The 23,059-nt window shown below is 73.5% G+C and carries 22 protein-coding genes and 2 tRNA genes; 9 read left to right on the top strand and 15 right to left on the bottom strand.

What is annotated here, in order from left to right:
* Positions 1 to 4: 4 nt before the first annotated feature.
* The 4 genes from rpmG to BLT76_RS14290 form a co-directional block, all read right to left on the bottom strand.
* The gene (gene rpmG / locus BLT76_RS14305; RefSeq protein WP_017932999.1) at positions 5 to 175 is read right to left on the bottom strand and encodes a 50S ribosomal protein L33; all 171 of its coding nucleotides are present in this window, start codon (positions 173 to 175) and stop codon (positions 5 to 7) included.
* A gap of 47 nt (positions 176 to 222) precedes the next feature.
* Positions 223 to 296: transfer RNA gene (locus BLT76_RS14300), tRNA-Met, on the bottom strand.
* Positions 297 to 348: 52 nt separating this feature from the next.
* Positions 349 to 421: transfer RNA gene (locus BLT76_RS14295), tRNA-Thr, on the bottom strand.
* 58 nt (positions 422 to 479) lie between these two features.
* Positions 480 to 1,892, bottom strand: a complete 1,413-nt coding sequence (locus BLT76_RS14290) for an amidase (protein ID WP_244509412.1) — start codon at positions 1,890 to 1,892, stop codon at positions 480 to 482.
* 17 nt (positions 1,893 to 1,909) lie between these two features.
* Here BLT76_RS14290 and BLT76_RS14285 point away from each other — a divergent pair, with 17 nt between their 5' ends.
* The gene (locus BLT76_RS14285; RefSeq protein ID WP_211752958.1) at positions 1,910 to 2,800 is read left to right on the top strand and encodes an alpha/beta hydrolase fold domain-containing protein; all 891 of its coding nucleotides are present in this window, start codon (positions 1,910 to 1,912) and stop codon (positions 2,798 to 2,800) included.
* Here the strand turns inward: BLT76_RS14285 and BLT76_RS14280 are convergent.
* The 3 genes from BLT76_RS14280 to BLT76_RS14270 form a co-directional block, all read right to left on the bottom strand.
* A complete protein-coding gene (locus tag BLT76_RS14280; protein ID WP_090857191.1) occupies positions 2,789 to 3,481 on the bottom strand; it encodes an LrgB family protein in 693 nt (230 codons plus the stop codon). The two genes, BLT76_RS14285 and BLT76_RS14280, sit on opposite strands and share 12 nt — an antisense overlap.
* On the bottom strand, positions 3,478 to 3,822 hold the full coding sequence (locus BLT76_RS14275; protein WP_090857188.1) for a CidA/LrgA family protein: 345 nt from the start codon (positions 3,820 to 3,822) through the stop codon (positions 3,478 to 3,480). The genes BLT76_RS14280 and BLT76_RS14275 overlap by 4 nt, the downstream gene beginning before the upstream one ends.
* Before the next feature lie 96 nt (positions 3,823 to 3,918).
* The gene (locus BLT76_RS14270; protein ID WP_090857186.1) at positions 3,919 to 5,106 is read right to left on the bottom strand and encodes an ROK family transcriptional regulator; all 1,188 of its coding nucleotides are present in this window, start codon (positions 5,104 to 5,106) and stop codon (positions 3,919 to 3,921) included.
* A 103-nt stretch (positions 5,107 to 5,209) separates the two neighbouring features.
* On the opposite strand from BLT76_RS14270, the gene zwf reads away from it, so the two are divergent.
* From zwf to eda, 3 genes are read left to right on the top strand one after another with little or no spacing between them, the layout of a single operon-like run.
* The gene (gene zwf, locus BLT76_RS14265; RefSeq protein ID WP_090857183.1) at positions 5,210 to 6,682 is read left to right on the top strand and encodes a glucose-6-phosphate dehydrogenase; all 1,473 of its coding nucleotides are present in this window, start codon (positions 5,210 to 5,212) and stop codon (positions 6,680 to 6,682) included.
* Positions 6,679 to 8,550, top strand: coding sequence for a phosphogluconate dehydratase (gene edd, locus BLT76_RS14260; protein WP_090857180.1), 1,872 nt, complete (start codon positions 6,679 to 6,681; stop codon positions 8,548 to 8,550). Before zwf ends, edd begins: the two co-directional genes overlap by 4 nt.
* Positions 8,534 to 9,163, top strand: coding sequence for a bifunctional 4-hydroxy-2-oxoglutarate aldolase/2-dehydro-3-deoxy-phosphogluconate aldolase (gene eda / locus BLT76_RS14255; RefSeq protein WP_090857175.1), 630 nt, complete (start codon positions 8,534 to 8,536; stop codon positions 9,161 to 9,163). The genes edd and eda overlap by 17 nt, the downstream gene beginning before the upstream one ends.
* Here eda and BLT76_RS14250 read toward each other — a convergent pair.
* Together BLT76_RS14250 and BLT76_RS14245 are read right to left on the bottom strand one after the other, a co-directional pair.
* On the bottom strand, positions 9,151 to 9,741 hold the full coding sequence (locus BLT76_RS14250; RefSeq protein WP_090857172.1) for a DNA-3-methyladenine glycosylase I: 591 nt from the start codon (positions 9,739 to 9,741) through the stop codon (positions 9,151 to 9,153). The genes eda and BLT76_RS14250 overlap by 13 nt on opposite strands.
* 43 nt (positions 9,742 to 9,784) lie before the next feature.
* The gene (locus BLT76_RS14245; RefSeq protein WP_090857169.1) at positions 9,785 to 10,351 is read right to left on the bottom strand and encodes a TetR/AcrR family transcriptional regulator; all 567 of its coding nucleotides are present in this window, start codon (positions 10,349 to 10,351) and stop codon (positions 9,785 to 9,787) included.
* Between the two features lie 75 nt (positions 10,352 to 10,426).
* Between BLT76_RS14245 and BLT76_RS14240 the strand changes: the two genes are divergently transcribed.
* Positions 10,427 to 10,996, top strand: coding sequence for a dihydrofolate reductase family protein (locus BLT76_RS14240; RefSeq protein WP_090857165.1), 570 nt, complete (start codon positions 10,427 to 10,429; stop codon positions 10,994 to 10,996).
* Here BLT76_RS14240 and BLT76_RS14235 read toward each other — a convergent pair.
* From BLT76_RS14235 to BLT76_RS14225, 3 genes are all read right to left on the bottom strand, one after another.
* On the bottom strand, positions 10,993 to 11,964 hold the full coding sequence (locus BLT76_RS14235) for a pirin family protein (RefSeq protein WP_090857162.1): 972 nt from the start codon (positions 11,962 to 11,964) through the stop codon (positions 10,993 to 10,995). The two genes, BLT76_RS14240 and BLT76_RS14235, sit on opposite strands and share 4 nt — an antisense overlap.
* Positions 11,961 to 12,206, bottom strand: coding sequence for a DUF1272 domain-containing protein (locus tag BLT76_RS14230; protein ID WP_090857160.1), 246 nt, complete (start codon positions 12,204 to 12,206; stop codon positions 11,961 to 11,963). The genes BLT76_RS14235 and BLT76_RS14230 overlap by 4 nt, the downstream gene beginning before the upstream one ends.
* 181 nt (positions 12,207 to 12,387) lie before the next feature.
* Entirely contained in the window at positions 12,388 to 14,754 is a 2,367-nt protein-coding gene (locus tag BLT76_RS14225) for an FdhF/YdeP family oxidoreductase (RefSeq protein ID WP_090857157.1), read from the bottom strand.
* A 154-nt stretch (positions 14,755 to 14,908) separates the two neighbouring features.
* On the opposite strand from BLT76_RS14225, the gene BLT76_RS14220 reads away from it, so the two are divergent.
* Positions 14,909 to 15,751, top strand: coding sequence for a DUF2189 domain-containing protein (locus tag BLT76_RS14220; protein WP_170867065.1), 843 nt, complete (start codon positions 14,909 to 14,911; stop codon positions 15,749 to 15,751).
* Between the two features lie 166 nt (positions 15,752 to 15,917).
* Positions 15,918 to 16,991: a glycosyltransferase gene (locus tag BLT76_RS14215; protein WP_090857557.1), complete on the top strand. Its 1,074-nt coding sequence runs from the start codon at positions 15,918 to 15,920 to the stop codon at positions 16,989 to 16,991.
* Positions 16,992 to 17,299: 308 nt separating this feature from the next.
* Here the strand turns inward: BLT76_RS14215 and BLT76_RS14210 are convergent, their stop codons facing one another.
* Positions 17,300 to 18,514 (bottom strand): homogentisate 1,2-dioxygenase, encoded by a 1,215-nt coding sequence (locus BLT76_RS14210; RefSeq protein WP_090857151.1) that lies wholly within the window; start codon positions 18,512 to 18,514, stop codon positions 17,300 to 17,302.
* Positions 18,515 to 18,581: 67 nt separating this feature from the next.
* Here BLT76_RS14210 and BLT76_RS14205 point away from each other — a divergent pair, with 67 nt between their 5' ends.
* Positions 18,582 to 19,385: a hypothetical protein gene (locus BLT76_RS14205; RefSeq protein ID WP_244509411.1), complete on the top strand. Its 804-nt coding sequence runs from the start codon at positions 18,582 to 18,584 to the stop codon at positions 19,383 to 19,385.
* The gene (locus BLT76_RS14200; protein WP_090857148.1) at positions 19,382 to 20,482 is read left to right on the top strand and encodes a fumarylacetoacetate hydrolase family protein; all 1,101 of its coding nucleotides are present in this window, start codon (positions 19,382 to 19,384) and stop codon (positions 20,480 to 20,482) included. Before BLT76_RS14205 ends, BLT76_RS14200 begins: the two co-directional genes overlap by 4 nt.
* On the opposite strand, the gene BLT76_RS14195 is transcribed toward BLT76_RS14200, so the two are convergent.
* Together BLT76_RS14195 and mptB are read right to left on the bottom strand one after the other, a co-directional pair.
* A complete protein-coding gene (locus BLT76_RS14195) occupies positions 20,404 to 21,558 on the bottom strand; it encodes a glycosyltransferase 87 family protein (RefSeq protein WP_090857145.1) in 1,155 nt (384 codons plus the stop codon). The genes BLT76_RS14200 and BLT76_RS14195 overlap by 79 nt on opposite strands.
* Positions 21,540 to 22,991 carry a polyprenol phosphomannose-dependent alpha 1,6 mannosyltransferase MptB gene (gene mptB / locus BLT76_RS14190; RefSeq protein ID WP_090857143.1) on the bottom strand — a complete coding sequence of 484 codons (1,452 nt, stop codon included), beginning with the start codon at positions 22,989 to 22,991 and terminating at the stop codon, positions 21,540 to 21,542. The genes BLT76_RS14195 and mptB overlap by 19 nt, the downstream gene beginning before the upstream one ends.
* Positions 22,992 to 23,059 lie beyond the last annotated feature (68 nt).

Raw genomic sequence — 23,059 nt, 5'->3', positions numbered from 1 at the left:
CGGGTCAGCGGGTCTCGCGGTGCGCCTGGTGCTTGCGGCACCGCGGGCAGAACTTCGCCAGCTCGAGACGATCGGGGTCGTTGCGGCGGTTCTTCTTGGTGATGTAGTTGCGCTCCTTGCACTCAACGCACGCGAGAGTGATCTTGGGGCGAACGTCGGAGCTCTTGCTGGCCACGGGAAGTCCTTGGGGTCGAGGGTGGTGCGGTGCTGCTCGGTGGTGAGTAGCGGGGGCGGGACTCGAACCCGCGACACCACGATTATGAGCCGTGTGCTCTAACCACCTGAGCTACCCCGCCACGAGGGCATGGGAGTACGGCCAGGTTAACCGGCCGCACAACCCTCACCCAGAGCCCCTTTACGGAATCGAACCGTAGACCTTCTCCTTACCATGGAGACGCTCTGCCGACTGAGCTAAAGGGGCAACGACGGAGAACGATACACAGCCCTCCCGGGAACGAGAAATCGGCTCGATCCTCGCCCTACGGAGCCACGATCCGGGCGAACGGGAAGGCCTCCTCGAGCTCGTAGGCGAGCTCCAGGAGGGTGGCCTCGCGGCCCGCTCCGGCGCCGAGCATCATCCCCTGCGGGAGGCCCGCGGCCGTGGTCGCGAGGGGCAGCGAGACGGCCGGGTCGCCGGTCACGTTCTGCCACGGCGTGAAGGCCACCCAGTCGAGCAGGCGGTCCATGATCGCGTCGTACTCCTGGGTGGGGTCGAGGTGACCGACACGCGGCGTCTCGTGCGCGAGCGTGGGGGTCAGCACGACGTCGTACCGCTCGTGGAAGGCGGCCGCGGCGTGCCGCGCACGGGTGAGCCGACGGATCGCCCCGGGGACCCGGTGCAGGTTGCGGAGGGCGTGCCGGGCCAGCCCGCGGGTGAGGTTGTCGAGGCGGTCGGGGTCCCAGCTGCGGCCGTTGACGCGGCGGCCGGTGCGGACGATGACCAGGGCCAGGAACGCCCAGTAGAGGACGAAGTCGTCGGGGAACCCGGGGTCGGCCGGGGCGGGCGCCTCCTCGACGGCGTGGCCGAGCTCCTCCAGCTGCTCGGCCACCTTCAGGGTGAGGGTCGTGACCTCGGGGCTCGCGCCGCGGCCGATGCCGGCGGTGTTGACGGCGATCCGGAGCCGGCCGCGACCCGGGCGGGTGATGTCGCCGACCGGCGGCAGGTGCAGGGCGCGGTAGACCTTCTCCGCCTCGCGGAGGAACGCCGCGGTGTCGCGGACCGATCGGGTCACCACGCCGTCGGCGACGATCCGCAGCGGCATCTGGCGGGTCAGCGCGTCCTGGGCCAGCCGGTCGCGGGTCGGCTTCAGCCCGACCAGGCCGTTGACCGCGGCCGGGATCCGGATCGAGCCGCCGCCGTCGTTGGCGTGGGCGATCGGGACGGCGCCAGCGGCGACCAGGGCGGCCGAGCCCGCGGACGACGCCCCCGCGCTGTGGTCGGTCGACCAGGGCGAGCGGACCGGGCCCTGCCGCGGGTGCTCGGCGGCGGCACTGAAGCCGTACTCCGAGAGCCGGGTCTTGCCCAGCGGGACCAGCCCGGTGGCGAGGTACATCCTGGCCAGGTCGCCGTCGGCCCGCCGCGGTCGCCCCTCGAAGGCGTCGGTGCCGTGCTGGGTCGGCAGGTGCTGGACGTCGACGTTGTCCTTGACGAAGGTCGGCACGCCCGAGAAGAACCCGCCGCGCGGGTCGAGGCTCTCCGCGCGGGCCCGGTCGTAGGCGCGGTAGGCGACCGCGCCCAATGCGGGGTCGACCTCCTCGGTCCGGGCGACGGCGGCCTCGACGGCCTCGCGGACCGACACCTCGCCGGCGTGGAGGGCGGTCACCAGGCCGACGGCGTCGAGGTCGCCGAGGGCGTCGTCACGGAAGGCGTGCACGCGAGTCATGTCCCTCATCCAACTACGCTCCGCACGTGGTGTCCTGGCAGATGAGGGGTGTGGCGGCGCTGATGCGCAGCACCCGCAAGCGACGGTTCCTGACGACCGAGGGCGGCCACGACATGCTGGCCCGCGCGAAGGGTCCCTCGGACCCGCCGCGCTCGGTGACCCGTCGGATGTCGGTCGAGTCCCGGACAGTGGGCTGCTTCGACGTCCACCAGGTCCGTCGCCCGGACTCCGCCGGGTCGCGGCCGGTCGTCGTCTACCTGCACGGTGGCGCCTACGTGAACGAGATCGTCAGCCAGCACTGGGCGCTCGTGCGGCGATTGGCCGCCGAGCTCGACGTCGAGGTCTGGGTGCCCGTCTACGGGCTGGCCCCGGACCACTACGCGCAGCAGGCCCACGACCTGGTCGCCGCCCTCCTCGAGGAGCTGTACGACGCGGGCCGCGACTGCTGGCTCGCCGGGGACTCGGCCGGCGGCGGGCTGGCCCTCGCGGCCGCCCAGCGAGCGGTCGCCCGCGGCCGCTCGACCGTCCGCGGCCTGACCCTGATCGCCCCGTGGCTCGACCTCGGCATGCGCAACCCCGAGGTGGACGCGCTGGAGCCGCACGACCCGTGGCTCGCGCGGGCCGCGCTGCGCCCGATCGCCGACGCTTGGGCGGCCGGCCTGTCGCTGGACGACCCGCGGGTCAGCCCGCTCCTCGGCCCGGTCGACGGGCTGCCGCCGGTCGACCTGTGGGTCGGCACCCGCGACATCACGCTGCCGGACGCCCGGATCCTGCGCGACCGGCTGGCCGGCGTGGTGCCGGTCGACTTCCACGAGCTGCCCGGCGGGCTGCACGTCGTACCGCTGCTGCCGGTGCCGGAGGGCGAGCAGGCCCGGCGACGCATCATCGAGCGGATCGGGGCGGGGCTACAGGAGTAGGGCCAGCAGGATCGGCAGGACCAGGCTGGTGGCGAGGGCGATGAGCCCCATGGCCAGGCCGGAGAAGGCGCCCTCGGTGCGGTCCTCGGCGAGGGCCCGGGAGGTCCCGATGCCGTGTGAGACCGAGCCCATCGCGATGCCGCGGGCGGTGCGCGAGCGGACGCGCAGCAGGGTGAGCACGGCCGGGCCGGCCACGGCACCGAGGATGCCGGCGACGATCGTGAGGGCCGCGGTGAGCTGGGGGATGCCGCCGTTCTCGCCCGACAGCGCGATCGAGACCGGCGCGGTCGCCGCCTTCGGCGCCAGGGTGCGCTGGAGCAGCTCGTCGCCGCCGAGGCCGCGCGCGACCAGGACCGCCGACCCGACGCTGACCAGCGCCCCCAGCGGTACGGCGACCAGCAGCGGGACCAGCAGCCCGCGCAGCCGGTGGGCCTGGCGGTGCAGCGGGACGGCCAGCGCGACCGTCGCCGGACCGAGCAGGAAGGTCAGCAGCGCGGTCCCGTCGCGGTAGTCGGCCACGTCCACGTCGAGGACCAGCAGCACCGCGCCGACCAACACCACCGCGACCAGGACCGGCTGGGCGAGGGCGTGGCCGGTCCGGGCCTGCAGGGACCGGCCGGCCTGGTAGGCCAGCAGGGTCAGCACCAGCGGGAACAGCGGCGAGTCGGTCAGCCAGCTCATCGCTCCCTCCCGCCCAGCAGGGAGACCGTCCAGCCCACGACGGCCAGGCCGAGCACCCACGAGCCGACCAGCGCGACGGTGACCGGCAGGGCGTCCTCGCGCAGCACGGACAGGTAGCCGACCACCCCGGCTCCGGCCGGCACGAACAGCAGCTGGAGGTGGCGCAGCAGGGCGTCGCTCACCCGCACGACGGGTACGTCATCCGCGGCCCGCCGTACCTGGAGGACGACGAAGAGCACCACCATCCCCACCACCGGCCCCGGCACCGGCGCGTCGGTCAGCCGGACCAGGACCTCCCCCACCAGCTGGCACCCCAGCAGCCACGTCAGTCCGGTGATCACGCCCCCATCCTGGCCGCCCCGCGCCGAGTCAGCAGAAGTGGTGGGCCGAGTCAGCACCAGTGGTGCTGACTCGGCCCAGGCCCGGGGGGGGGTGGGTCAGGGGTTGATGCGGGCCTCGACGGCGGCGGGACGGAGGGAGTGCTCGATGGCCAGGGCGGCGCAGCCGACCAGGCCGGCGGAGTCGCCGTGGGCGGCGGGGAGGAACTGCAGGTCGCGGACGGCGGTCGCGGTGGCCAGGGCGTAGACGCTCTCGCGGATGCCGGCGACGAAGAGGTCGAAGGCGGAGGCCAGGTCGCCGCCGATGACGATGGCCTGGGGGTTGAGCAGGTTGACCGCGACGGCGAGGACCTCGCCGACGTGGCGGCCGGCGTCGCGCATCAGACCACGGGCGACCGCGTCGCCCTCCAGCGCGAGGGCGACCAGGTCGCGGACGTGGGTGGCCGGCCGGCCCGAGGCGGTGAGTCGCTGGGCGAGGGCCCAGCCGCCCGCGAGGGTCTCCAGGCAGCCGGTCGCCCCACAGCGGCAGACCAGCCCGTCGGCGTCCGGCACCCGGGTGTGCCCGATCTCGCCGGTGGTGCCGACCCGGCCGGTGACGATCCGGCCGCCGGACACCGTGCTCATCCCCAGCCCGGTGGAGGCCTTGACCACCAGCAGGTCGCGGACCGACGAGCTCGGGAACAGCTCGGAGCGGGCCAGCGCCTCGGTGTCGTTGGCGACCAGCAGCGGCGCGGGACAGACGTCGGCGAGGTACGGCGCCAGCTCGATGCCCTCCCAGCGACCCATGATCGGCGAGTCGACGCTCGCGCCCCGGACCGGGTCGACCGAGCCCGGCAGGCTCATCCCGATGCCGGCGACCGGGGGCTCGATCCCGACCAGCAGCTTGCCGAGCCGCTCGACGACCGCGGGCATCAGCTCGTCGGGACCGATCCCGACCTCGTGGTCGCGGGTGTCCCCCACCAGCTCGCGGCCGTCCAGGTCGAAGATCCCGAGCTGACTGCGGGAGCGGCCGATCGCGGCCGCCACGACCACGGCGGCGTCCTGGTTGAAGACCAGCGCCCCGGGGGGACGACCGCCGGTGGACGGCAGCTCCTCCCCGAGCTGGAGCAGGCCCGAGTCCACCAGGGCGGAGACCCGGGTGACGATCGCGGTCCGCGAGAGCCCCGTCAGCCGGCGCAGCTCGGCGCGGGTGGTGGCCTGGCCGGTCCGGACCAGCTGCAACAGGTCCGCGGCCGACGAGCCGGGCAGCACGAGACTCCCGGTCGTCGGGTCCAGCGGCGCGTTCATGGCCGGGATTGAATCACGCCGGAACCCAAGTCCGGGACCCTTCGATCTAGGAAAGTCCTAAGTTCGGTTGCGCGGCGTACCTAAGTCTCCGTACCGTGGAGGCATGGAGATGCCCGAGACCTGCGACTTCACCGTCTTCGGAGGCACGGGCGACCTGGCGCTCCGCAAGCTGCTGCCGGCGCTCTACATGCGCGACCACGAGGGCCAGCTGCCGCCCGACACCCGGATCATCGCCGTGTCGCACAGCGACCTCGACGACGCGGCGTACCGCCTGCAGGTCCGGGCCGCGCTCGCCGAGCACCTCGCCCCCGGGGTGCTGCGCGAGGACGTGCTGGAGCGGCTGCTCGCGCGGCTGCACCACGTCACGCTGGACTTCTCCGACCCCGACGGCTGGCACCTCTTCCACGGGCTGCTGAAGGACCGGCCGTCGTACGACGAGACGGTCCGCGTCTACTACCTGGCCGTCGCGCCGCGGATGTTCGGGCAGGTCTGCGAGCGGCTGGACGAGATCGGCGCCGTCGACGAGCACGCCCGCGTCGTCATGGAGAAGCCGATCGGCCACGACCTGGAGTCGGCCCGCGCGGTCAACGAGTCGGTCGGGCGGGTCTTCGAGGAGCGGCAGATCTTCCGGATCGACCACTACCTCGGCAAGGAGAGCGTCCAGAACCTGCTGGTCACGCGCTTCGCCAACACCTTCCTCGAGCCGCTGTGGAACTCCAGCTGGGTCGACCACGTGCAGATCACCGTGGCCGAGTCGCTGGGCGTCGGCTCCCGCGGCGGCTACTACGACCAGGCCGGCGCGCTGCGCGACATGGTGCAGAACCACCTGCTGCAGCTGCTCTGCCTGGTCGCGATGGAGCCCCCGACGTACGTCGACCGCGAGACCGTGCGCGACGAGAAGCTGAAGGTCCTCCAGGCGCTGAAGCCGATGACGCCGGAGGTCATCGACCGCGACACCGTCCGCGGCCGCTACGACGCCGGGCAGGTCGACGGCGAGGTCGTGGCGTCGTACGACGACGAGGTCGGCGCGGGCTCGCGCACGGAGACCTTCGTCGCCCTGAAGACCGAGGTGCAGAACTGGCGTTGGGCCGGGGTGCCGTTCTACCTGCGCACCGGCAAGAGGATGGACCGGCGGGCGTCCGAGATCGTGGTGGTCTTCAAGCGGCCGCCGCACTCGATGTTCCCGCAGGCCGAGGGCGTGACCACGCCGAACCGGCTGCACATCCTGGTCCAGCCCGACGAGGGCATGCGCCTGCACCTCACCGCCAAGGAGCCGGGTCCCGGGGGCTACCGCCTCCGGCCCGTCTCCCTGGACCTCGCCTACGCGACGGCGTTCGACCAGCGCCTGCCCGACGCCTACGAGCGGCTGCTGATGGACGTGATGAAGGGCAACCCGACCCTCTTCATGCGGCGCGACGAGGTCGAGGCCGCCTGGGCCTGGGCCGAGCCGGTCCTGCACCGCTGGGCCTCGACGCCCGAGCAGCCCCTGGGCTACCCCGCCGGAACCGCCGGCCCCACCGCCGCCGCGGCGCTCCTGGAGCGCGACGGCCGTACCTGGCAGGAGCTCGACTCGTGACCACTCCCCTCCACCCGGAGATCGCCGCCGTCACCGCCCGGCTCGTCGCTCGCAGCGAGCCGACGCGTACGGCGTACCTCGCGCGGATCCGCGCCGCCTCTGAGCGCGGCCCCGCCCGCGGGCGGCTGGCCTGCGCCAACCTGGCCCACGGCTTCGCCGCCTCCGAGCCCGCCGAGAAGCGGGCGCTGATCGGGTCGGTGAAGCCCAACCTGGCCATCGTCACCAGCTACAACGACATGCTCTCGGCGCACCAGCCGTTCGAGACCTACCCGCGGGCGCTGAAGAAGGCGGTCGTGAAGGCGGGCGGCATCGCCCAGGTCGCCGGCGGCGTGCCGGCGATGTGCGACGGCGTCACCCAGGGCCGCGACGGCATGCAGCTGTCGCTGTTCTCGCGCGACGTGATCGCGATGTCGACGGCGATCGCGCTCTCGCACGACATGTTCGACGGCGCGCTGATGCTCGGCGTCTGCGACAAGATCGTCCCCGGCCTGCTGATCGGGGCGCTCTCCTTCGGCCACCTGCCGACCGTGTTCGTGCCGGCCGGCCCGATGGCCTCCGGGCTGCCGAACGGCGAGAAGGCGCGGATCCGCCAGCTGTACGCCGAGGGCAAGGCCACCCGCGAGGAGCTCCTCGAGGCCGAGTCGGCGTCGTACCACTCGCGCGGGACGTGCACGTTCTACGGCACGGCCAACTCCAACCAGCTGATCATGGAGGTGCTGGGGCTGCACCTGCCCGGCTCGTCCTTCGTGAACCCCGACAACCCGCTGCGCGACGCCCTCACCCGGGCGGCCGCGACCCGCGCGGTCGAGATCACCCGACAGGGCGGCGAGTACACCCCGATCGGCGAGGTCGTCGACGAGAAGGCCGTCGTCAACGCCTGCATCGCGCTGCTGGCCAGCGGCGGCTCGACCAACCACACCCTGCACCTGGTGGCCATCGCCAAGGCCGCCGGCATCGAGCTGACCTGGGACGACCTGTCCGACCTGTCGGCCGTGGTGCCGTCGCTGACCCGGGTCTACCCGAACGGGTCGGCCGACGTGAACCACTTCCACGCCGCCGGCGGGGTGCCGTTCCTGGTCCAGACGCTGCTGCGCCACGGGCTGCTCCACGAGGACGTGCTCACCGTCTCGGGTCGCGGCCTGTGGCGGCACACCGCCGAGGCCAAGCTCTCCGGCGACTCCGTCAGCTGGGAGGAGGGCGCCAAGGTCAGCGGCGACCTCGACGTCCTGCGGCCGGCGTCCGACCCGTTCGCGCCCGACGGCGGCGTCCGGGTGCTCTCCGGACCGCTCGGCCGCGCGGTCATCAAGACCTCGGCGGTGAAGCCGGAGCACCGGCTGGTCACCGCGCCGGCGATGGTCTTCGACCACCAGGACGACTTCCTCACCGCGTTCGGCGCGGGCGAGCTCGACGGCCGCGACCTGGTCGCGGTGGTGCGCTACCAGGGCCCGGCGGCCAACGGCATGCCCGAGCTGCACAAGCTCACGCCCGCCCTCGGCGTCCTCCAGGACCGCGGGCGGCGGGTGGCGATCGTGACCGACGGCCGGATGTCCGGGGCGTCGGGCAAGGTGCCGGCCGCCATCCACGTCACCCCCGAGGCCGCGCTCGGCGGCCCGCTGGCGCGGGTGCGCGAGGGCGACCTGATCACCGTCGACGCCGACGGCGGCCTGCTGTCGATCGACGTCTCCGCCGAGGACCTGGCCCACCGCGAGTCGACCGGGCGCGCGCCGCTCGGCGACGAGTGGGCCGGCACCGGCCGCGAGCTGTTCGCCATGTTCCGGGCGAGCGTGGGCCCGGCCGACGCGGGTGCCAGTATCTTCCCCGGCGTGCCCACGCCCTTCCAGGAGGCCCCCGTTGTCCAGCCCGTCTGAGTCCTCGCTCCTCACCCTCGCCCCGGTCGTGCCGGTGGTGGTCGTGAGCGACCTCGCGCACGCCGTCCCGGTCGCGCGCGCCCTGGTGGCCGGTGGCCTGCCGGTCATCGAGCTCACCCTGCGCACGCCGGTCGCCCTCGACGCGATCCGGGCGATCGCGTCCGAGGTCCCGGACATCACGGTCGGCGCCGGCACGGTCACCTCGCCTGCCCTCGCCGCCGCCGCGGCCGAGGCCGGCGCACAGTTCCTGGTCTCCCCCGGCGCGACCCCGGCTCTGCTGGCCGGGATGCGCGACACCGGGCTGCCGTTCCTGCCCGGCACCGCGACCGTGTCCGAGGCGCTGGCCGCGCTGGAGGCCGGCTGCACCGAGCTGAAGTTCTTCCCGGCCGAGGCCTCGGGCGGGGCGGCGTACCTCGGGTCGCTCGCCTCCGTCGTCCCGGCCGCGCGGTTCTGCCCGACCGGCGGGATCACGGCCGCGTCCGCGCCGTCGTACCTCTCGCTGGCGAACGTGGGCTGCGTGGGCGGCTCCTGGATCACCCCGGCGTCGGCGCTGGCCGCGGGCGACTGGGACCGGGTCAGCGCGCTCGCCGCGGAGGCGGCTCAGCTGGGCTGAGCCCCGCTGGCACCCCGCCGGTGGCAGCCGACGAGGTGCGGGTCGAAGACCCCGATCGCCTCCATCAGCGCGTACATCGTGGTCGGGCCGACGAAGGCGAAGCCGACCTTCTTCAGGGCCTTCGACAGGGCCTTCGACTCGGGCGAGGTGGTCGCCATCTCGGCGGTGTCGGCCCAGGCCGGCGGCTCGTCGGGCGCGAAGGAGAGCACGAACGCCTCGAGGCCCTCCCGCTCGCGCAGCGCGACGGTGGCCGCGGCGTTGATGATGGCGGCGTCGACCTTCAGCCGGTTGCGGACGATGCCGGCGTCGGCCATCAGCCGCGCGCGGTCGGCGTCGTCGTAGGCCGCCACGACCTCGGCGTCGAAGCCGGCGAACGCGGCGCGGAAGTTCTCGCGCTTGTTGAGGATCGTCGACCACGACAGCCCCGACTGGAACGCCTCCAGGGTGAGCCGCTCCAGGTAGGCCGACTCCCCGTGGACGCGGTTGCCCCACTCGGTGTCGTGGTAGTCGCGCATCACCCCGGGCCCGCTGCCCCACGGGCAGCGGGCGATGCCGTCCTCGCCGGTCACGGGTCCCATGAGGGCATCCTGACGTACGCCGCCGACAGTCCGCGGCGGCCGGTCAGGGCAGCAGCCGGTCGACCAGGGTCGCGACCACGTCGTCCACGTCGGTCGCGGGGTCGATCGAGACGGTCAGGCGGTCGAGCACCAGCCCATCCATCGCGTAGTGGAACAGCGCGATCTCGCGAGCCCCGCCCGGCAGGCCGGCGGCCTCGTTGTAGGCGACGTCCCCGGCGAAGCCGGCCACCAGCACCCGCTCCATGAGCGCACCCACCTCCGGTCGACGGGCCGCCTCCAACCGCAGCTCGAACCAGGCCAGGGTCACGTCCCGGTCCCGCAGCAGCCGCCGGGCGATGTCGCGCAGGTGACGCAGGTACGACGCCCGGTCCGGCGGGTCCGCGGCCAGGGAGGCCAGCACCTCGGGCTCGGGCGCCAGCCGCTCGCCGATGCGTCCGACCAGCCCTTCGAGCAGCGCCGCCCGCGAGCGGAAGTAGTTGGAGGTCGTGCCCGCCGGCACGCCGGCCTGCCGGTCGACCGCGCGGTGGGTCAGACCGCGCGCCCCTTCGGCGGCGAGCACGGTGATCGCGGCATCGGCCAGCTCGGTCCGCCGTGAGCTGTTGCGCGCCATCCGCCCAGAGTAGACGCAACCACTACAGGTGTCCTACTCTCCCCACCACTACATCTGTCGTGGAAAGGACCTGCCGTGCGCGAGCTCACCTACTACGTCGCCGTCTCCCTCGACGGCTTCATCGACGGCCCGGACGGGGACGTGAGCCGCTTCCCGGTCGAGGGCGACCACATCGAGATGATCCTCCGCGAGTACGTCGACACCCTGCCCGACGTCGGCCTGCAGGCCCTGGGCCTGGTCGCGACCGGTGAGCGCTTCGACACCACGCTGATGGGGTGGCGGACCTACGCCGCCGGCTTCGAGCACACCCGCGACCCCTACCCCCACACCCGACAGGTCGTCTTCTCGCGCACCCGCACCGCGGCGGACGCGCCGGACTCGATCACCGTCACCGACGAGGACCCGGTCGCCGTCGTACGACGGCTCAAGAGCGAGCCCGGCACCGGCATCTGGCTGTGCGGGGGCGGGGCGCTCGCGGGGCGGCTCGCCGGAGAGATCGACCGGCTGGTGCTGAAGGTCAACCCGGTCGTGCTCGGCGACGGGACGCCGCTGTTCCGCGACCCGGTGGTCGCGCCGGACTACCGGCTGGAGCGCAGCACGCCGTACCGCTCGGGGGTCGTGGTGAACGAGTACGCGCGTCGCTAGCGGCGCTCGCGCAGCCTCGCGTTGGGCAGCGCCGGGGCCGGGATCGGCGGGAGCGGGTCGTCGACGGGGATGCCGAACCGGCCGTCGACCAGCCCGTCGGGGGTGATCTGGGCCTGCCACTCCTTCCGGAAGGCGACCACCTCGTCGTGGCTGCGGCCGACGAAGTTCCACCACATCACGATGGCCTCGCCGAACGGCGGGCCGCCGAGGAGCAGCAGCCGGACCGGGTCGGCGCCGGCCCGCAGCGCGAGGGTGGCGGAGCCGGGCGGGACGTAGGCGAGCTCGTCCTTGGCCACGACGGTGCCGGCCGCGGTGACCGTCCCGGCGTCGACCAGGACGCCGTGCTCGTACGACGGGTCGACGTCGAGGACCAGCTCGGTGCCGGGGTCGAGCAGCAGCTCGGCGCCGAGCAGCGGGGTGAACGTCGCGACCGGCGAGGTCTCCCCCAGCAGCGAGCCGAGGAACACCCGGGCCTCGAGGCCGTCGCGGGTGATCGGCGCCGGCGCGTGGTGGGCGAAGGTCGGCGCGGTGTCGCGGGCGGCGTCGGGGAGGGCGACCCAGAGCTGGGCGCCGTGCAGGGTCGTCGTGGTGGGCGGCGACACCTCGGAGTGGCTGATGCCGTGCCCGGCGGTCATCAGGTTGACCTCGCCCGGCCGGACCATCGCGTGGTGGCCGGCGCTGTCGCGGTGCTCGATCTCGCCGGTGAACAGCCAGCTGACCGTCTGCAGCCCGGTGTGCGGGTGCGGGGCGACCTTCATCCCGCCGGTGTCGGCGACGTCGTCGGGGCCGTAGTGGTCGAGGAAGCACCAGGCGCCGATCAGCGAGCGACCGCGCTGGGGCAGCGTGCGTCGTACGCCCATGGCGCGGGGACCGCCCAGGGGTACGTCGCGCGGCGTCATGATCTCGACGCCGGGCACCACGTGCGCCTCGCAGGTCAGGACGTCGGGGTCGCGCTCGGGGTTGGTCATGCGCGCGCCCCGCAGTCCTGGGCGAGCACGCGGACCGTCGAGGCGGGGTGGCGCTCGAGCGCGGCCGCCGGGCGAATCGGCCGGGGCGCGAAGCCGCCCTGGCAGTTCGGGCACACCCCGAGCAGCACGTTCTCGGCGCAGTCGCGGCACCAGGTGCACTCGAAGGTGCAGATCATCGCGTCCGGTGCGTCGGGCGGCAGGTCCTTGTCGCAGCACTCGCAGTTGGGTCGCAGCTCCAGCATGGGGTGATTCTCGCACCGGGTCTCGATACGCCGCCTCGTTCGTGGCTGGGCGGGCCGCAAAGGTTTATCGGCTAGCCGATAAAACTCACGCCGGGACGATGAACGTTCGTCGTCCCGGCGTGAGGTTCGTCGGCCAGCCGATGAAACTCTCGCCGGCCCCCGCGACCACCGCCGAGACGGGTCAGGAGAGCTGGTCGGGCTCGACGGTCCGCTTGGCCTCGTCGCCGCGGGTGTAGGTGCTGGCCAGGGTGGAGACGACCCCGGTCGAGCCGCCGTCGGAGGGGGTGAGGCGGACGATGATCGACTTGTACGCCGGCTGGTTGCTGCCCTCGGCGGTGTGGTCGAGGGCGATCAGCGGGTTGGTCTCGGGGTAGTACGCCGCCGCGCAGCCGCGGGGCTGGTCGTAGGACACCACCCGGAACGTCGGCACCTGACGGACCGAGCCGTCCTCCCACTCGCTGATGATGTCGACGAGGTCGCCCTCGGCGAAGCCCAGGGCGGTGATGTCGTCGGGGTGCAGGAAGATGACGCGGCGGCCGTTCTCGATGCCGCGGTAGCGGTCCGAGAGCCCGTAGATCGTGGTGTTGAACTGGTCGTGCGAGCGGATCGTCTGCAGCACCAGCTTGCCGGGCGGCACCTCCAGCACCTCGACGGGGCTCACGGTGAAGATCGCCTTGTCCAGCTTGGTCGGGAAGGTCCGGGTGTCGCGCGGCGGGTGGGGCAGCACGAAGCCGCCGGGCTGCGAGGCCTTCTCGTCGTACGACGCGCAGCCGGGGACGACCTTGGCGATCGTGCGCCGTACCTCGGCGTAGTCGGCGCGGTACGCCGCCCACGGCAGGTGGTGCCCCTGCCCGAGGGTGGCCTCGGCGATCGAGCAGACGATGTCGACCTCGGAGCGGAGGTACGGCGACGCCGGCTTCAGCGGGCCGTGCGAGGTGTGCACCGCCGACATCGAGTCCTCGACGCTGACCCGCTGCACCCGCCCGCCGGTGAGGTCGCGCTCGCTGCGCCCGAGGGCGGGCAGGATCAGCGCCTCGCGGCCGTGGACGACGTGGGAGCGGTTGAGCTTGGTCGAGACGTGCACGGTCAGGTCGGCCGCGCGCATCGCCTCCTCGGTGACGGAGGTGTCCGGCGCGGCCGAGACGAAGTTGCCGCCCATGCCGATGAAGACCTTCGCGTCGCCGTCGCGCAGCGCCCGGATCGCGGCGACGGCGTCGTACCCGTGCTCGCGCGGGGGGTCGAAGCCCAGCTCGCGCTGGAGGCTGTCGAGGAAGTGACCCGGCGGGCGCTCCCAGATGCCCATGGTGCGGTCGCCCTGCACGTTGGAGTGGCCGCGGACCGGGCAGAGGCCGGCGCCGGGCTTGCCGATGTTGCCCTGGAGGAAGGCCAGGTTGGCGATCTCCTTCACGGTGGCGACGGCGTTGTGGTGCTGGGTAATGCCCATCGCCCAGCAGAAGACGGTCCGCTCGGACGCGGCCAGCAGGTCGGCGGTGTCCTCGATCTCGGCGCGGGTCAGGCCCGTCGAGCGGAGCACCTTGTCCCAGTCGAGGTCGGCCAGCGCGGCGGCGTACTCCTCGAAGCCGGTGGTGTGGCGCTCGACGAAGTCGCGGTCGACCGCGCCGCGCTCGATCAGCAGAGCCCCGAGCGCCTGCAGGAGGGCCAGGTCGCCGTTGCTGCGGATCTGCAGGTAGCGGTCGGCGAGGCCGGTGCCGTGGCCGACGACGCCGCGTACGTTCTGGGGGTTCTTGAACCGGACCAGGCCCGCCTCCTTGAGCGGGTTGACGGCCACGATCCTGGCGCCATTGCCCTTGGCCTCCTCGAGCGCGGAGAGCATCCGCGGGTGGTTGGTGCCGGGGTTCTGGCCCAGGATCACGATCAGCTCGGCCCGATGGACGTCCTCGAGCGAGACCGACCCCTTGCCGATGCCGATCACCTCGGCGAGACCCACCGAGGTCGACTCGTGGCACATGTTGGAGCAGTCCGGGAGGTTGTTGGTGCCGTAGGCGCGGGCGAAGAGCTGGTAGAGGAACGCGGCCTCGTTGGAGGTCTTGCCCGAGGTGTAGAAGACGGCCTGGTCGGGCTCGATCGCGGTGAGGTGGCGACCGATCGTCGCGAACGCGTCGCCCCAGGTGATCGGCTCGTAGTGGGTGCCGCCGGCGCGCAGCACCATCGGCTCGGTGATCCGGCCCTGCTGGTTGAGCCAGTAGTCGGTGTGCTCGGCCAGCTCGGCCACCGGGTGCTGCGCGAAGAACTCCCGTCCGATCAGGTCGCGGGTCGCCTCATCGGCGACCGCCTTGGCGCCGTTCTCGCAGAACTCGGCCGTGTGCCGGTGGTCCGGGCTCGGGTCCGGCCAGGCGCAGCCCTGACAGTCGAAGCCGTCGGCCTGGTTGAGCCGCAGCAGGGTCTGGGCGGTGCGCTTGACCCCCATGTGGCCGATCGCCCGCTTCATGCTCACGGCCACCGCCGTCGGCCCCGCCGCGTGGTCCTGCGGGGCGCCGACCTCGACGTCGGCCTCGTCGATCTCGCGCTGTCGTGAACGTCGGGCCATGACCCATGTTTACCCGGACCGCCGTACCGGTATGAGCACCCCCTGGCAGCAGCGTCGCGCCACCCCCCGAACGGGTCATTTCCCGGCCCTGGGGTCACCACTACCTTCCTGTTGAGTGCCGGCCCCTGCCCGGCCCGTCCCCCGAGGAGCCCGCATGTCCGCGAACGAGCCCCCCGTCGACCCGCCCGCACCGCCGCCGCAGGAGCCGCCCGCCGGGGGCTACCAGCCGTACGGCGCGACGCCGCCGCCCCCGCCTCCGCCTCCGGCCGGAACCCCGTACGGCGCGCCCCCGACCGGTCCGGCCTCCTGGGAGCTGGGCGCGGCTCTGTCCTACGGCTGGAAGAAGTTCCAGGAGGGCGCCGCCCAGTGGATCATCGCCGGCCTGGTGCTCTTCGTCGGCGTCGGCATCGCCTACGGCATCGGCTTCGTGATCATGATGCTGCTGACCAGCCCCGCCGAGTGCACCTACGACCCCGAGACGTTCTCGTCCACCTGCACCGACGGCTCCGGCTTCATCGTCACCATGATCGCCACCGCGATCCTGATCGCCCTGATCCTCTTCGCCAGCCTGGTGATCGGCGCCGGCCTCATCCGCGGCGCGCTCGGCGTGACCGAGGGACGGCCCTTCCAGGCCGCCTCGATCTTCAAGCTCGACAACCTGGGCCCGGTCGTCGTCACCAGCCTGCTGATCGCGGCGGGCACCTTCGTCGGCTACCTCCTCTGCTTCCTCCCGGGCATCGCGTTCGCCATCGCGAGCAGCTACAGCCTCTACTTCGTGATCGACAAGGGGCTCGCCCCGGTCGACGCGATCAAGGCGAGCATCAACCTCGTCAAGGACAACCTCGGCAACGCCCTGGTCTGGGCGATCGTCGGCTACCTGGTCGCCGGCGCCGGCGCCATCGCCTGCGGTGTGGGTGTCCTGGTGACCTACCCGCTGGTGCTGATCGGCACGGCGTACACCTACAAGAAGCTCACCGGCCAGCAGGTCGTGGCCTGAGCCACGCGCATCCGCTCGGACGCCGTACCCGCCACCTCGGCGGGTACGGCGTCCGGCATTTCACGCCCGCACGTGTCGTGGTCGCCGTCCGTTCACCGCTCGCCGAGAGGGTGCGGGCGTGCGCATCGCCCAGCTGGCCAACTTCATCGGCCCCGCCTCCGGGGGGATGAAGACCGCCGTCGCCGCCCTCGGACGGGGGTACGCCGGCGCCGGGGCCGAGCGTCTGCTCGTCGTACCGGGTCCCGTCGACGCGCGCACCCGCACACCCGAGGGCCTCGTCGTGCAGCTGCGGGCGCCGCGGGTCGGGGGCGGCTACCGGCTGATCGTGGAGCCGTGGCGGGTGATCGACGTGCTGGAGGAGTTCGGGCCGACGTCGGTCGAGTCGAGCGACAAGCTGACCCTGCTGCCGGTCGCACGCTGGGCCCGGCGGCACGGGGTCCGGACGGTGCTGTTCTCGCACGAGCGGCTGGGCGACATGCTCGCGATGCGCACCGGCCTCGACGCCACCTCGAAGGTGTCCATCGCGCTGCTCAACCGGCTGCTGGTGCGCAGCTTCGACACCGTGGTCGTGACGTCGGCGTACGCCCGCCGGGAGTTCCAGGCGCTCGCCGACTCCGCCGGGTGCCCGGTCGAGCAGGTGCCGCTCGGGGTCGACCTGGACACCTTCCGCCCGCCGCTCGCGGCTGCGTCGCGCCCCGTCGACGGGGTGCTGCGGCTGGTCCACGCCGGGCGGCTGTCGCGCGAGAAGTCGCCCCACCTGGCCGTCGCGACCGCCGTCGAGCTGCACCGGCGCGGGGTGCCGCTGCGCCTCGACGTGTACGGCGAGGGCCCGCACCGCGACGAGCTGCTCGCCCTGGCCGGCGCCGCGCCGGTCGTCTTCCACGGGTTCGTCGACGGCCGCGCCGACCTGGCCCGCCGGCTCGCCGCCGCCGACGTCGCGCTGTCGGTCTGCCCCGGCGAGACCTTCGGCCTGGCCGTGCTGGAGGCGCTGGCCTGCGGCACCCCGGTCGTCACCGCGGACCGGGGCGGTGCCCGCGAGCTGGTCGACGCGACCTCGGGCGGCTGGGGGGCTCCGAACGCGACCTCGCTGGCCGACGCGGTGCTGGAGGTCGCGGCCCGACCGGTCCCGGTCCGCCGGGCGGCGGCCCGGGCGCGAGCGTCGCTCTTCCCCTGGTCGGCGACCGTCGACCGGATGCTCGGCGTGCACGCCGGGCGGCTCGTCGTACCGCTGGGGGCGTAGGGGGCGGTGGCGGCGGTGAGCTGTCCAAAGTTGTGATCGCGCAGCAGGTGGGCCGGCCACCGCGGATCGGGCGTGTCGCACGGACCCGCCGCTGCGGCGGTGCGCCAGCCACCGATCGCCTGCCCGGATCGGTGGACTGCTCACCGCTGCCCCTGGACCCGCGGCGCGGTCGTCGTACGGCGGCGCAGGGGCATGCGGGTGTCACGCGCGGGGGTGGGTCGGGGTGGACGTCACTTGTGGGCTGCGGGGGTTTCGACACGCTCAGGACGTCGTCCTTCGCTGCTCAACCACCGGGACCTCGTCGCTGCTCAACCACCGGTGTCGGCGGCCCAGGTCCAGGGGTAGGCGTCGTCCTCGACGGCGAGGCCGCCCTCGCCGAGCTCGAGCGGGGCGAAGGTGTCGACCATGACGGCGGACTCCTCGAAGAACTCGGCGCCGAGGGAGGCCTCGATGGCCGAGGGCTGGGGGCCGTGGGCGTGGCCGCCGGGGTGCAGGGAGATCGAGCCGAGGCCGATGCCGGAGCCCTTGCGGGCCTCGTAGTCGCCGGCGACGTAGAACATCACCTCGTCGCTGTCGACGTTCGAGTGGTAGTAGGGCACCGGGATCGCGAGCGGGTGGTAGTCGACCTTGCGGGGCAGGAAGTTGCAGACCACGAAGTTGCGGCCCTCGAAGACCTGGTGCACCGGCGGCGGCTGGTGGACCTTGCCGGTGATCGGCATGTAGTCCTCGATGTTCAGCGTGTAGGGGTAGAGGCAGCCGCCCCAGCCGACCACGTCGAAGGGGTGGGTCGCGCAGGTGAGCCGGGTGCCGACCACGCCGGCGCTGGTGCGGTGCTTGACCAGCACCTCGACGTCGGCGCCCTCGACCAGCAGGGGTGCGGAGGGGCCGTGCAGGTCGCGTTCGCAGTACGGCGCGTGCTCCAGCAGCTGGCCGTAGCGGGAGAGGTAGCGCTTCGGCGGGGCGACGTGGCTGTTCGACTCGATCGCGTAGAGACGGGAGGACGACGCCGGCACCCACCGGTGCGTGGTCGCCCGCGGGATCACGACGTAGTCGCCGGAGCGGTAGGGCACCACGCCGAAGACCGTCTCGACCGCCCCGCTGCCGGACTCGACGAAGACGCACTCGTCACCGGTGGCGTTGCGGTAGTACGCCGAGGGCGCGTCCCCGGTGACGACGTACGAGATCCGGACGTCGGCGTTGCCGAGCACCAGCCGGCGGTCGACCACCGCGTCGGGGTGTCGAGACGGTTGCTGCGCAACCTCCTCCACCACCGGGGGGAAGAGCGCGTGGAGGCGCAGGTGGCGGGGCTTCAGGGGGTGGTTGGGAACCGTCCGCTGCGACGGCAGCTCCCAGACCTCGCTGGCCGTGATCGCCGAGGGGACGCCGCGGTGGTAGAGCAGCGAGGAGTCGGACGAGAAGCCCTCCTCCCCCACCAGCTCCTCGCGGTGCAGCCGCCCGTCGGGGCCGCGCTGCTGGGTGTGCCGCTGCCGCGGGACCTCGCCGACCTGCCGGTAGTACGCCACGATCCACCCTCCGGGTGTGTCCGTTTATCGGACATTTGGTGCCGATATGTGCCGGTAGGGTAGTCGCGTGCCTCCCACCACGGAACCCTTCTGGACCGCGCTGGTCGACGACGCAGCGATCTTCCCGCCCGGCGACGCGGACCTCGTCGAGGCCGCCCACGCCTACGCCGTCCGCGACGAGCCGCTCGTCGGCAGCTTCGTGCTCCGCGACACCGACCTGCCCGTCGTGGCCGCGGCGATCGGGACCGACCTCCCGGTCTCCGTCGTCCTCACCGGCGGTGCCGGCCAGGTCGCCGGGCCCGCCGCACTGTGCACCCGGAACGGCATCCGACTGGCCGGCCTGGAGGTCGCCTTGCGCGACCCCGACGACCTGCCCGGCAACGCGCGCCGGGTCGTCGCCGCGGTCGACGCCGCCCGCGCGGAGGGCGCGCTCGCCGAGGACGCTCCGGTGTACGTCGAGCTGCCGCCGACCGCGCCGTCGTACGGCTGGCTCGCGGCCGCCGACGAGGTGGCCGGGGCCGAGCTGCGGCTGAAGTACCGCACCAACGAGGCGCCGGCCCGCGACCTCGCGGCCTGGATCGACGCGGCCCTGGACCGCGAGACGCCGTTCAAGTGCACCGCCGGCCTGCACCGCGCGCTGCGCCACGACCCGGGTCGACACGACGCCGGCCACGGCTTCCTCAACGTGCTGCTCGCGACGGTGCGTGCCTTCGACGGCGCGAGCGCCGACGAGGTGGTCGCGACCCTCGAGGACCGGGCACCGGACCTCGACGCCGACGAGCTGGCCCGCGGGCGGCGCTGGTTCACCTCGTTCGGGTCCTGCTCGGTCGACGAGCCGCTGGCCGACCTGCGGGTACTGGGCCTCGCATGAGCGGCTTCGGGATCGACCACCTCCCCTACGGCGTCTTCTCGGTGGCGGGCGGTGAGCGGCGCGTCGGCGTACGTCTGGACGACGCGGTCGTCGACCTGTCTGAGCTGACCGGGCGACCGGAGTTCGCGCAGCCGTCGCTGAACGCCTTCCTGGGCCTGGGCCCGGAGGTCTGGCGGCAGACCCGCGAGGAGCTGACCGAGCGGGTGCCCGACGCCCCGTCGGTCCCGGTCGACGACGTCGTCCTGCACCTGCCGTTCGAGGTCGCCGACTACGTCGACTTCTACGCCTCCGAGCACCACGCGACGAACGTCGGGCGGATGTTCCGCCCCGACCAGGAGCCGCTGCTGCCGAACTGGAAGCACCTGCCGGTGGCCTACCACGGCCGCGCCGGCACGGTGGTGGTCAGCGGGACGCCCGTCGTACGCCCGCAGGGACAGCGGCCCGGCGGCGCGTCGTACGGCCCGACGGAGCGGCTGGACATCGAGGCCGAGCTGGGCTTCGTGGTCGGCGCCCCGAGCCCGCTCGGCACCCCGGTGGCGTACGACGCCTTCGGCGACCACGTGTTCGGTGTGGTCGGGCTCAACGACTGGTCGGCGCGCGACGTGCAGGCGTGGGAGTACGTGCCGCTCGGACCGTTCCTCGGCAAGTCCTTCGCCACCTCGGTCGGCGCCTGGGTGACGCCCCTCGCGGCGCTCGACGCGGCCTGGTGCGACCTGCCGGGCCAGGACCCCGAGCCGCTCCCCCACCTGCTGCCGGCGGTCGGGCCCCCCCGCGGGCTGGACATCGAGGTCGAGGTGGAGCTGGACGGCGAGGTGGTGAGCCGGCCGCCGTACCGCACGACCTACTGGGGGCCGGCGCAGATGCTGGCCCACCTGACCTCCAACGGCGCCTCGCTGCGCACCGGCGACCTGTTCGCGTCGGGGACGATCAGCGGGCCGGCGGAGGACCAGCGCGGGTCGTTCCTGGAGCTGTGGTGGGGCGAGCGGTTCCTGGCCGACGGCGCCGAGGTGGTGCTGCGCTACACCGCGCCCTCGACCAGCGGGGCGCGGCTGTCGCTGGGCGAGGTGCGCGGCCGGGTCGAGCCGGCGCGCACGTAGGTCACCGCGGCCCAGCCCCCGACCAGGAGCGCGGCCCAGACGTACGCGTCGCCGACCAGGTGCTCGGGCAGGCCCCAGGCCAGCTCGCGGTCCTCGCGGTGCGGCGGCCACCAGATGCAGGCCGACGTGAACAGCGCCGTCCAGGCCACCGCGATCGGGCGGGAGCGCCGCCACAGCACCACCGCCGCCGGCGCCGCCCAGACCCAGTGGTGGCTCCACGAGACAGGTGAGGCGAGCAGCATCGCGAGCGCGCCCAGCACCAGGGCGAGGCCGGGCTCGCCGCGCCGCCACCAGAGCCCGCCCAGGACCAGCAGGCCCCCGGCCGCGGCGCCGGCCGCCGCCAGCCAGAGCAGCGTCGGCGGCTCGTGGCCAAGCAGCCGCACCAGCACCCCGTTCACCGACTGGTTGCTGGTGAAGGACAGGCCGCCGATCCGGGTCGGGTCCCACAGCGTGTGGGTCCAGTACGTCGCCGAGTCGCTCCCGGCGGCCAGGAAGCCGACCGCGACGGTGCCCGCGAAGGCGGCCACCGCTCGGACCGCCGGCACCCGCCGGCCCGCGAGCACCAGCAGCGCGACGAAGACCAGCGGGGTGAGCTTGATGCCGGCGGCGACGCCGATCAGCACCCCGGCGGTACGACGATCCGGCCGCAGCACGTCGTACGAGACCAGGAGGAGCAGGAACAGGTTGACCTGGCCGAAGGAGAGCGACTGCCAGACCGGCTCCAGCAGCAGCGCGCCGGCGGTCAGCGCAACCACACCGGACGGTGGCCACGCGGGCAGCAGCAGCCGCAGCACGGCCAGCAGTGCGGCCACGCTGGCGGCCGCCCAGCCGGCGGCCAGCAGCACCGGCGGCAGCTCGGTCAGCGGCGCCATCAGGACCGCCGCGAAGGGCGGGTAGGTGAACGGGAGGCCGGCCGCCTCAACCGCGCCCCCGTCGTACAGGTCGGCGCCGGAGGCGAGCGTCGCGCCGCCGAAGCGGTAGACCTCGAGGTCGATGAAGCCGCGGAACTGCTCGATCCGGCCGGCGATGACGGCGGCGACCAGGAGGAGCAGCCACGTCAGGGGACGGCGAGCCACCGTGACCTCACGATCTTGTCGAGGCGCACGCGGGCGCGGCGGGTGAGCAGCAGGACGGGGACCAGGACGGCCACCGTCATGCTGCCGAGCACGATCGCCAGGTAGGCGCCGTGCAGCGAGGAGTCGAGCGGCGCGACCAGCCCGAGGACGACGGACGCGGCGAGCAGGCCGCTGGCGGCGACCCGGCTCAGGTGCATCGCGGCCAGGAACGGGGTGACCCAGAGGAAGTACCAGAGGTGCACCACCGGGCTCAGCACGACGAGGGTGCCGATGACGGTGGCGACCGCGGCGACGGCCGTGTCGCGGCGCCCGGTGGGCCAGGTGAGCGCCACCCAGACCGCGACGCCGACGGCGGTGAGGGTGCCGGTCTGGCGGACCAGGTCGAGGAAGAGCGCGTTCGGGAGCCCGGTGCCGGCCACCCGGGCCACCCAGTCGAACGCGCCGCCGACCAGGGTGGTCAGGGACAGCGGCGTGTTGACGGTGGCCGGCACGGTCAGCCCACCGAGCCAGCCCAGGCCGAGCCCGGTCACCAGGCTCAGCCCGACCAGGGTCCCCAGCGAGACGGCCGCGACCGCGGCGAGGCGTCGTACCCGCTCGGCGGTGGAGGCCAGCAGCGGCAGTGAGACCAGCGCGACCGCGAGGCAGACCAGCCCGCCCGGCGCCTTGACCGCTGCCGCGCACCCGCCGAGCACGGCCGCACCGACCCAGCCCCGCTCGGCCGCCACGACCAGCGCCGCCGCCATCAGGCCGACCATCAGCAGGTCGTTGTGGAGGCCGCCGACGCCGTTCGCGAGCATCAACGGGGAGGCCAGCGCGACCGCCGAGGCCATCGCCGGGTTGAGGCCGGTCCAGCGGGCCATCCGCGGGACCGCCCAGGCCAGCAGCACCAGGCCGAGCAGCGCGACCGCCCGGTGCCCGATGGCCAGGATCCACGGGTTGCCGGTGAAGTCGGCGAAGAAGTCGCCCGCGACCAGCGGCAGCGGCCCGTACGGCGTGACCGTCTCGAGCCACATCGGGTCGACGGCCTGGACGACGGGCCCGTGCAGGACCGACGGACCGTGGTCATACGGCGAGATCCCGAGGTGGGCCATCATCCCCTGCGCGGCGTAGGACCAGCCGTCGCGGGAGAACAGCGGCGGCGCGATCACCAGCGGCGCGGACCAGACGACGACGGCGTGCCGGACCAGCGCGAGCGCGTCGTCCTGCTCCTCGCCGACCGCCACCGCGACGTGCCGGCACAGGGCCAGCCAGGCGGCCGCGAGCAGCCCCAGCCCGAGCAGGACGACGGTCAGCCCGACCATCCGCCCGGCCTCGGAGCCGCGGATCGCGACCAGGGACTCCGACCTCAGCAGCTGGGTCGACCGGGGCAGCGTGGAGACCACCAGGCCGCCGAGCAGGACCAGCACGCTGCCGGCCAGACCACGAGTGAGCATGTGCGGAGGCTAGGAAGGGCGTCTTTCTCGCGCGTGAACTCCACCGGTCGGGGTGACCACGAACCCCC

The sequence above is a fragment of the Nocardioides lianchengensis genome, assembly GCF_900101465.1.
In the GTDB taxonomy this organism is placed as follows: Bacteria; Actinomycetota; Actinomycetes; order Propionibacteriales; family Nocardioidaceae; genus Nocardioides; species Nocardioides lianchengensis.
The sequence above is the reverse complement of the archived record's forward strand: the minus strand, read 5'-3'. Positions and strand labels throughout refer to the sequence as shown.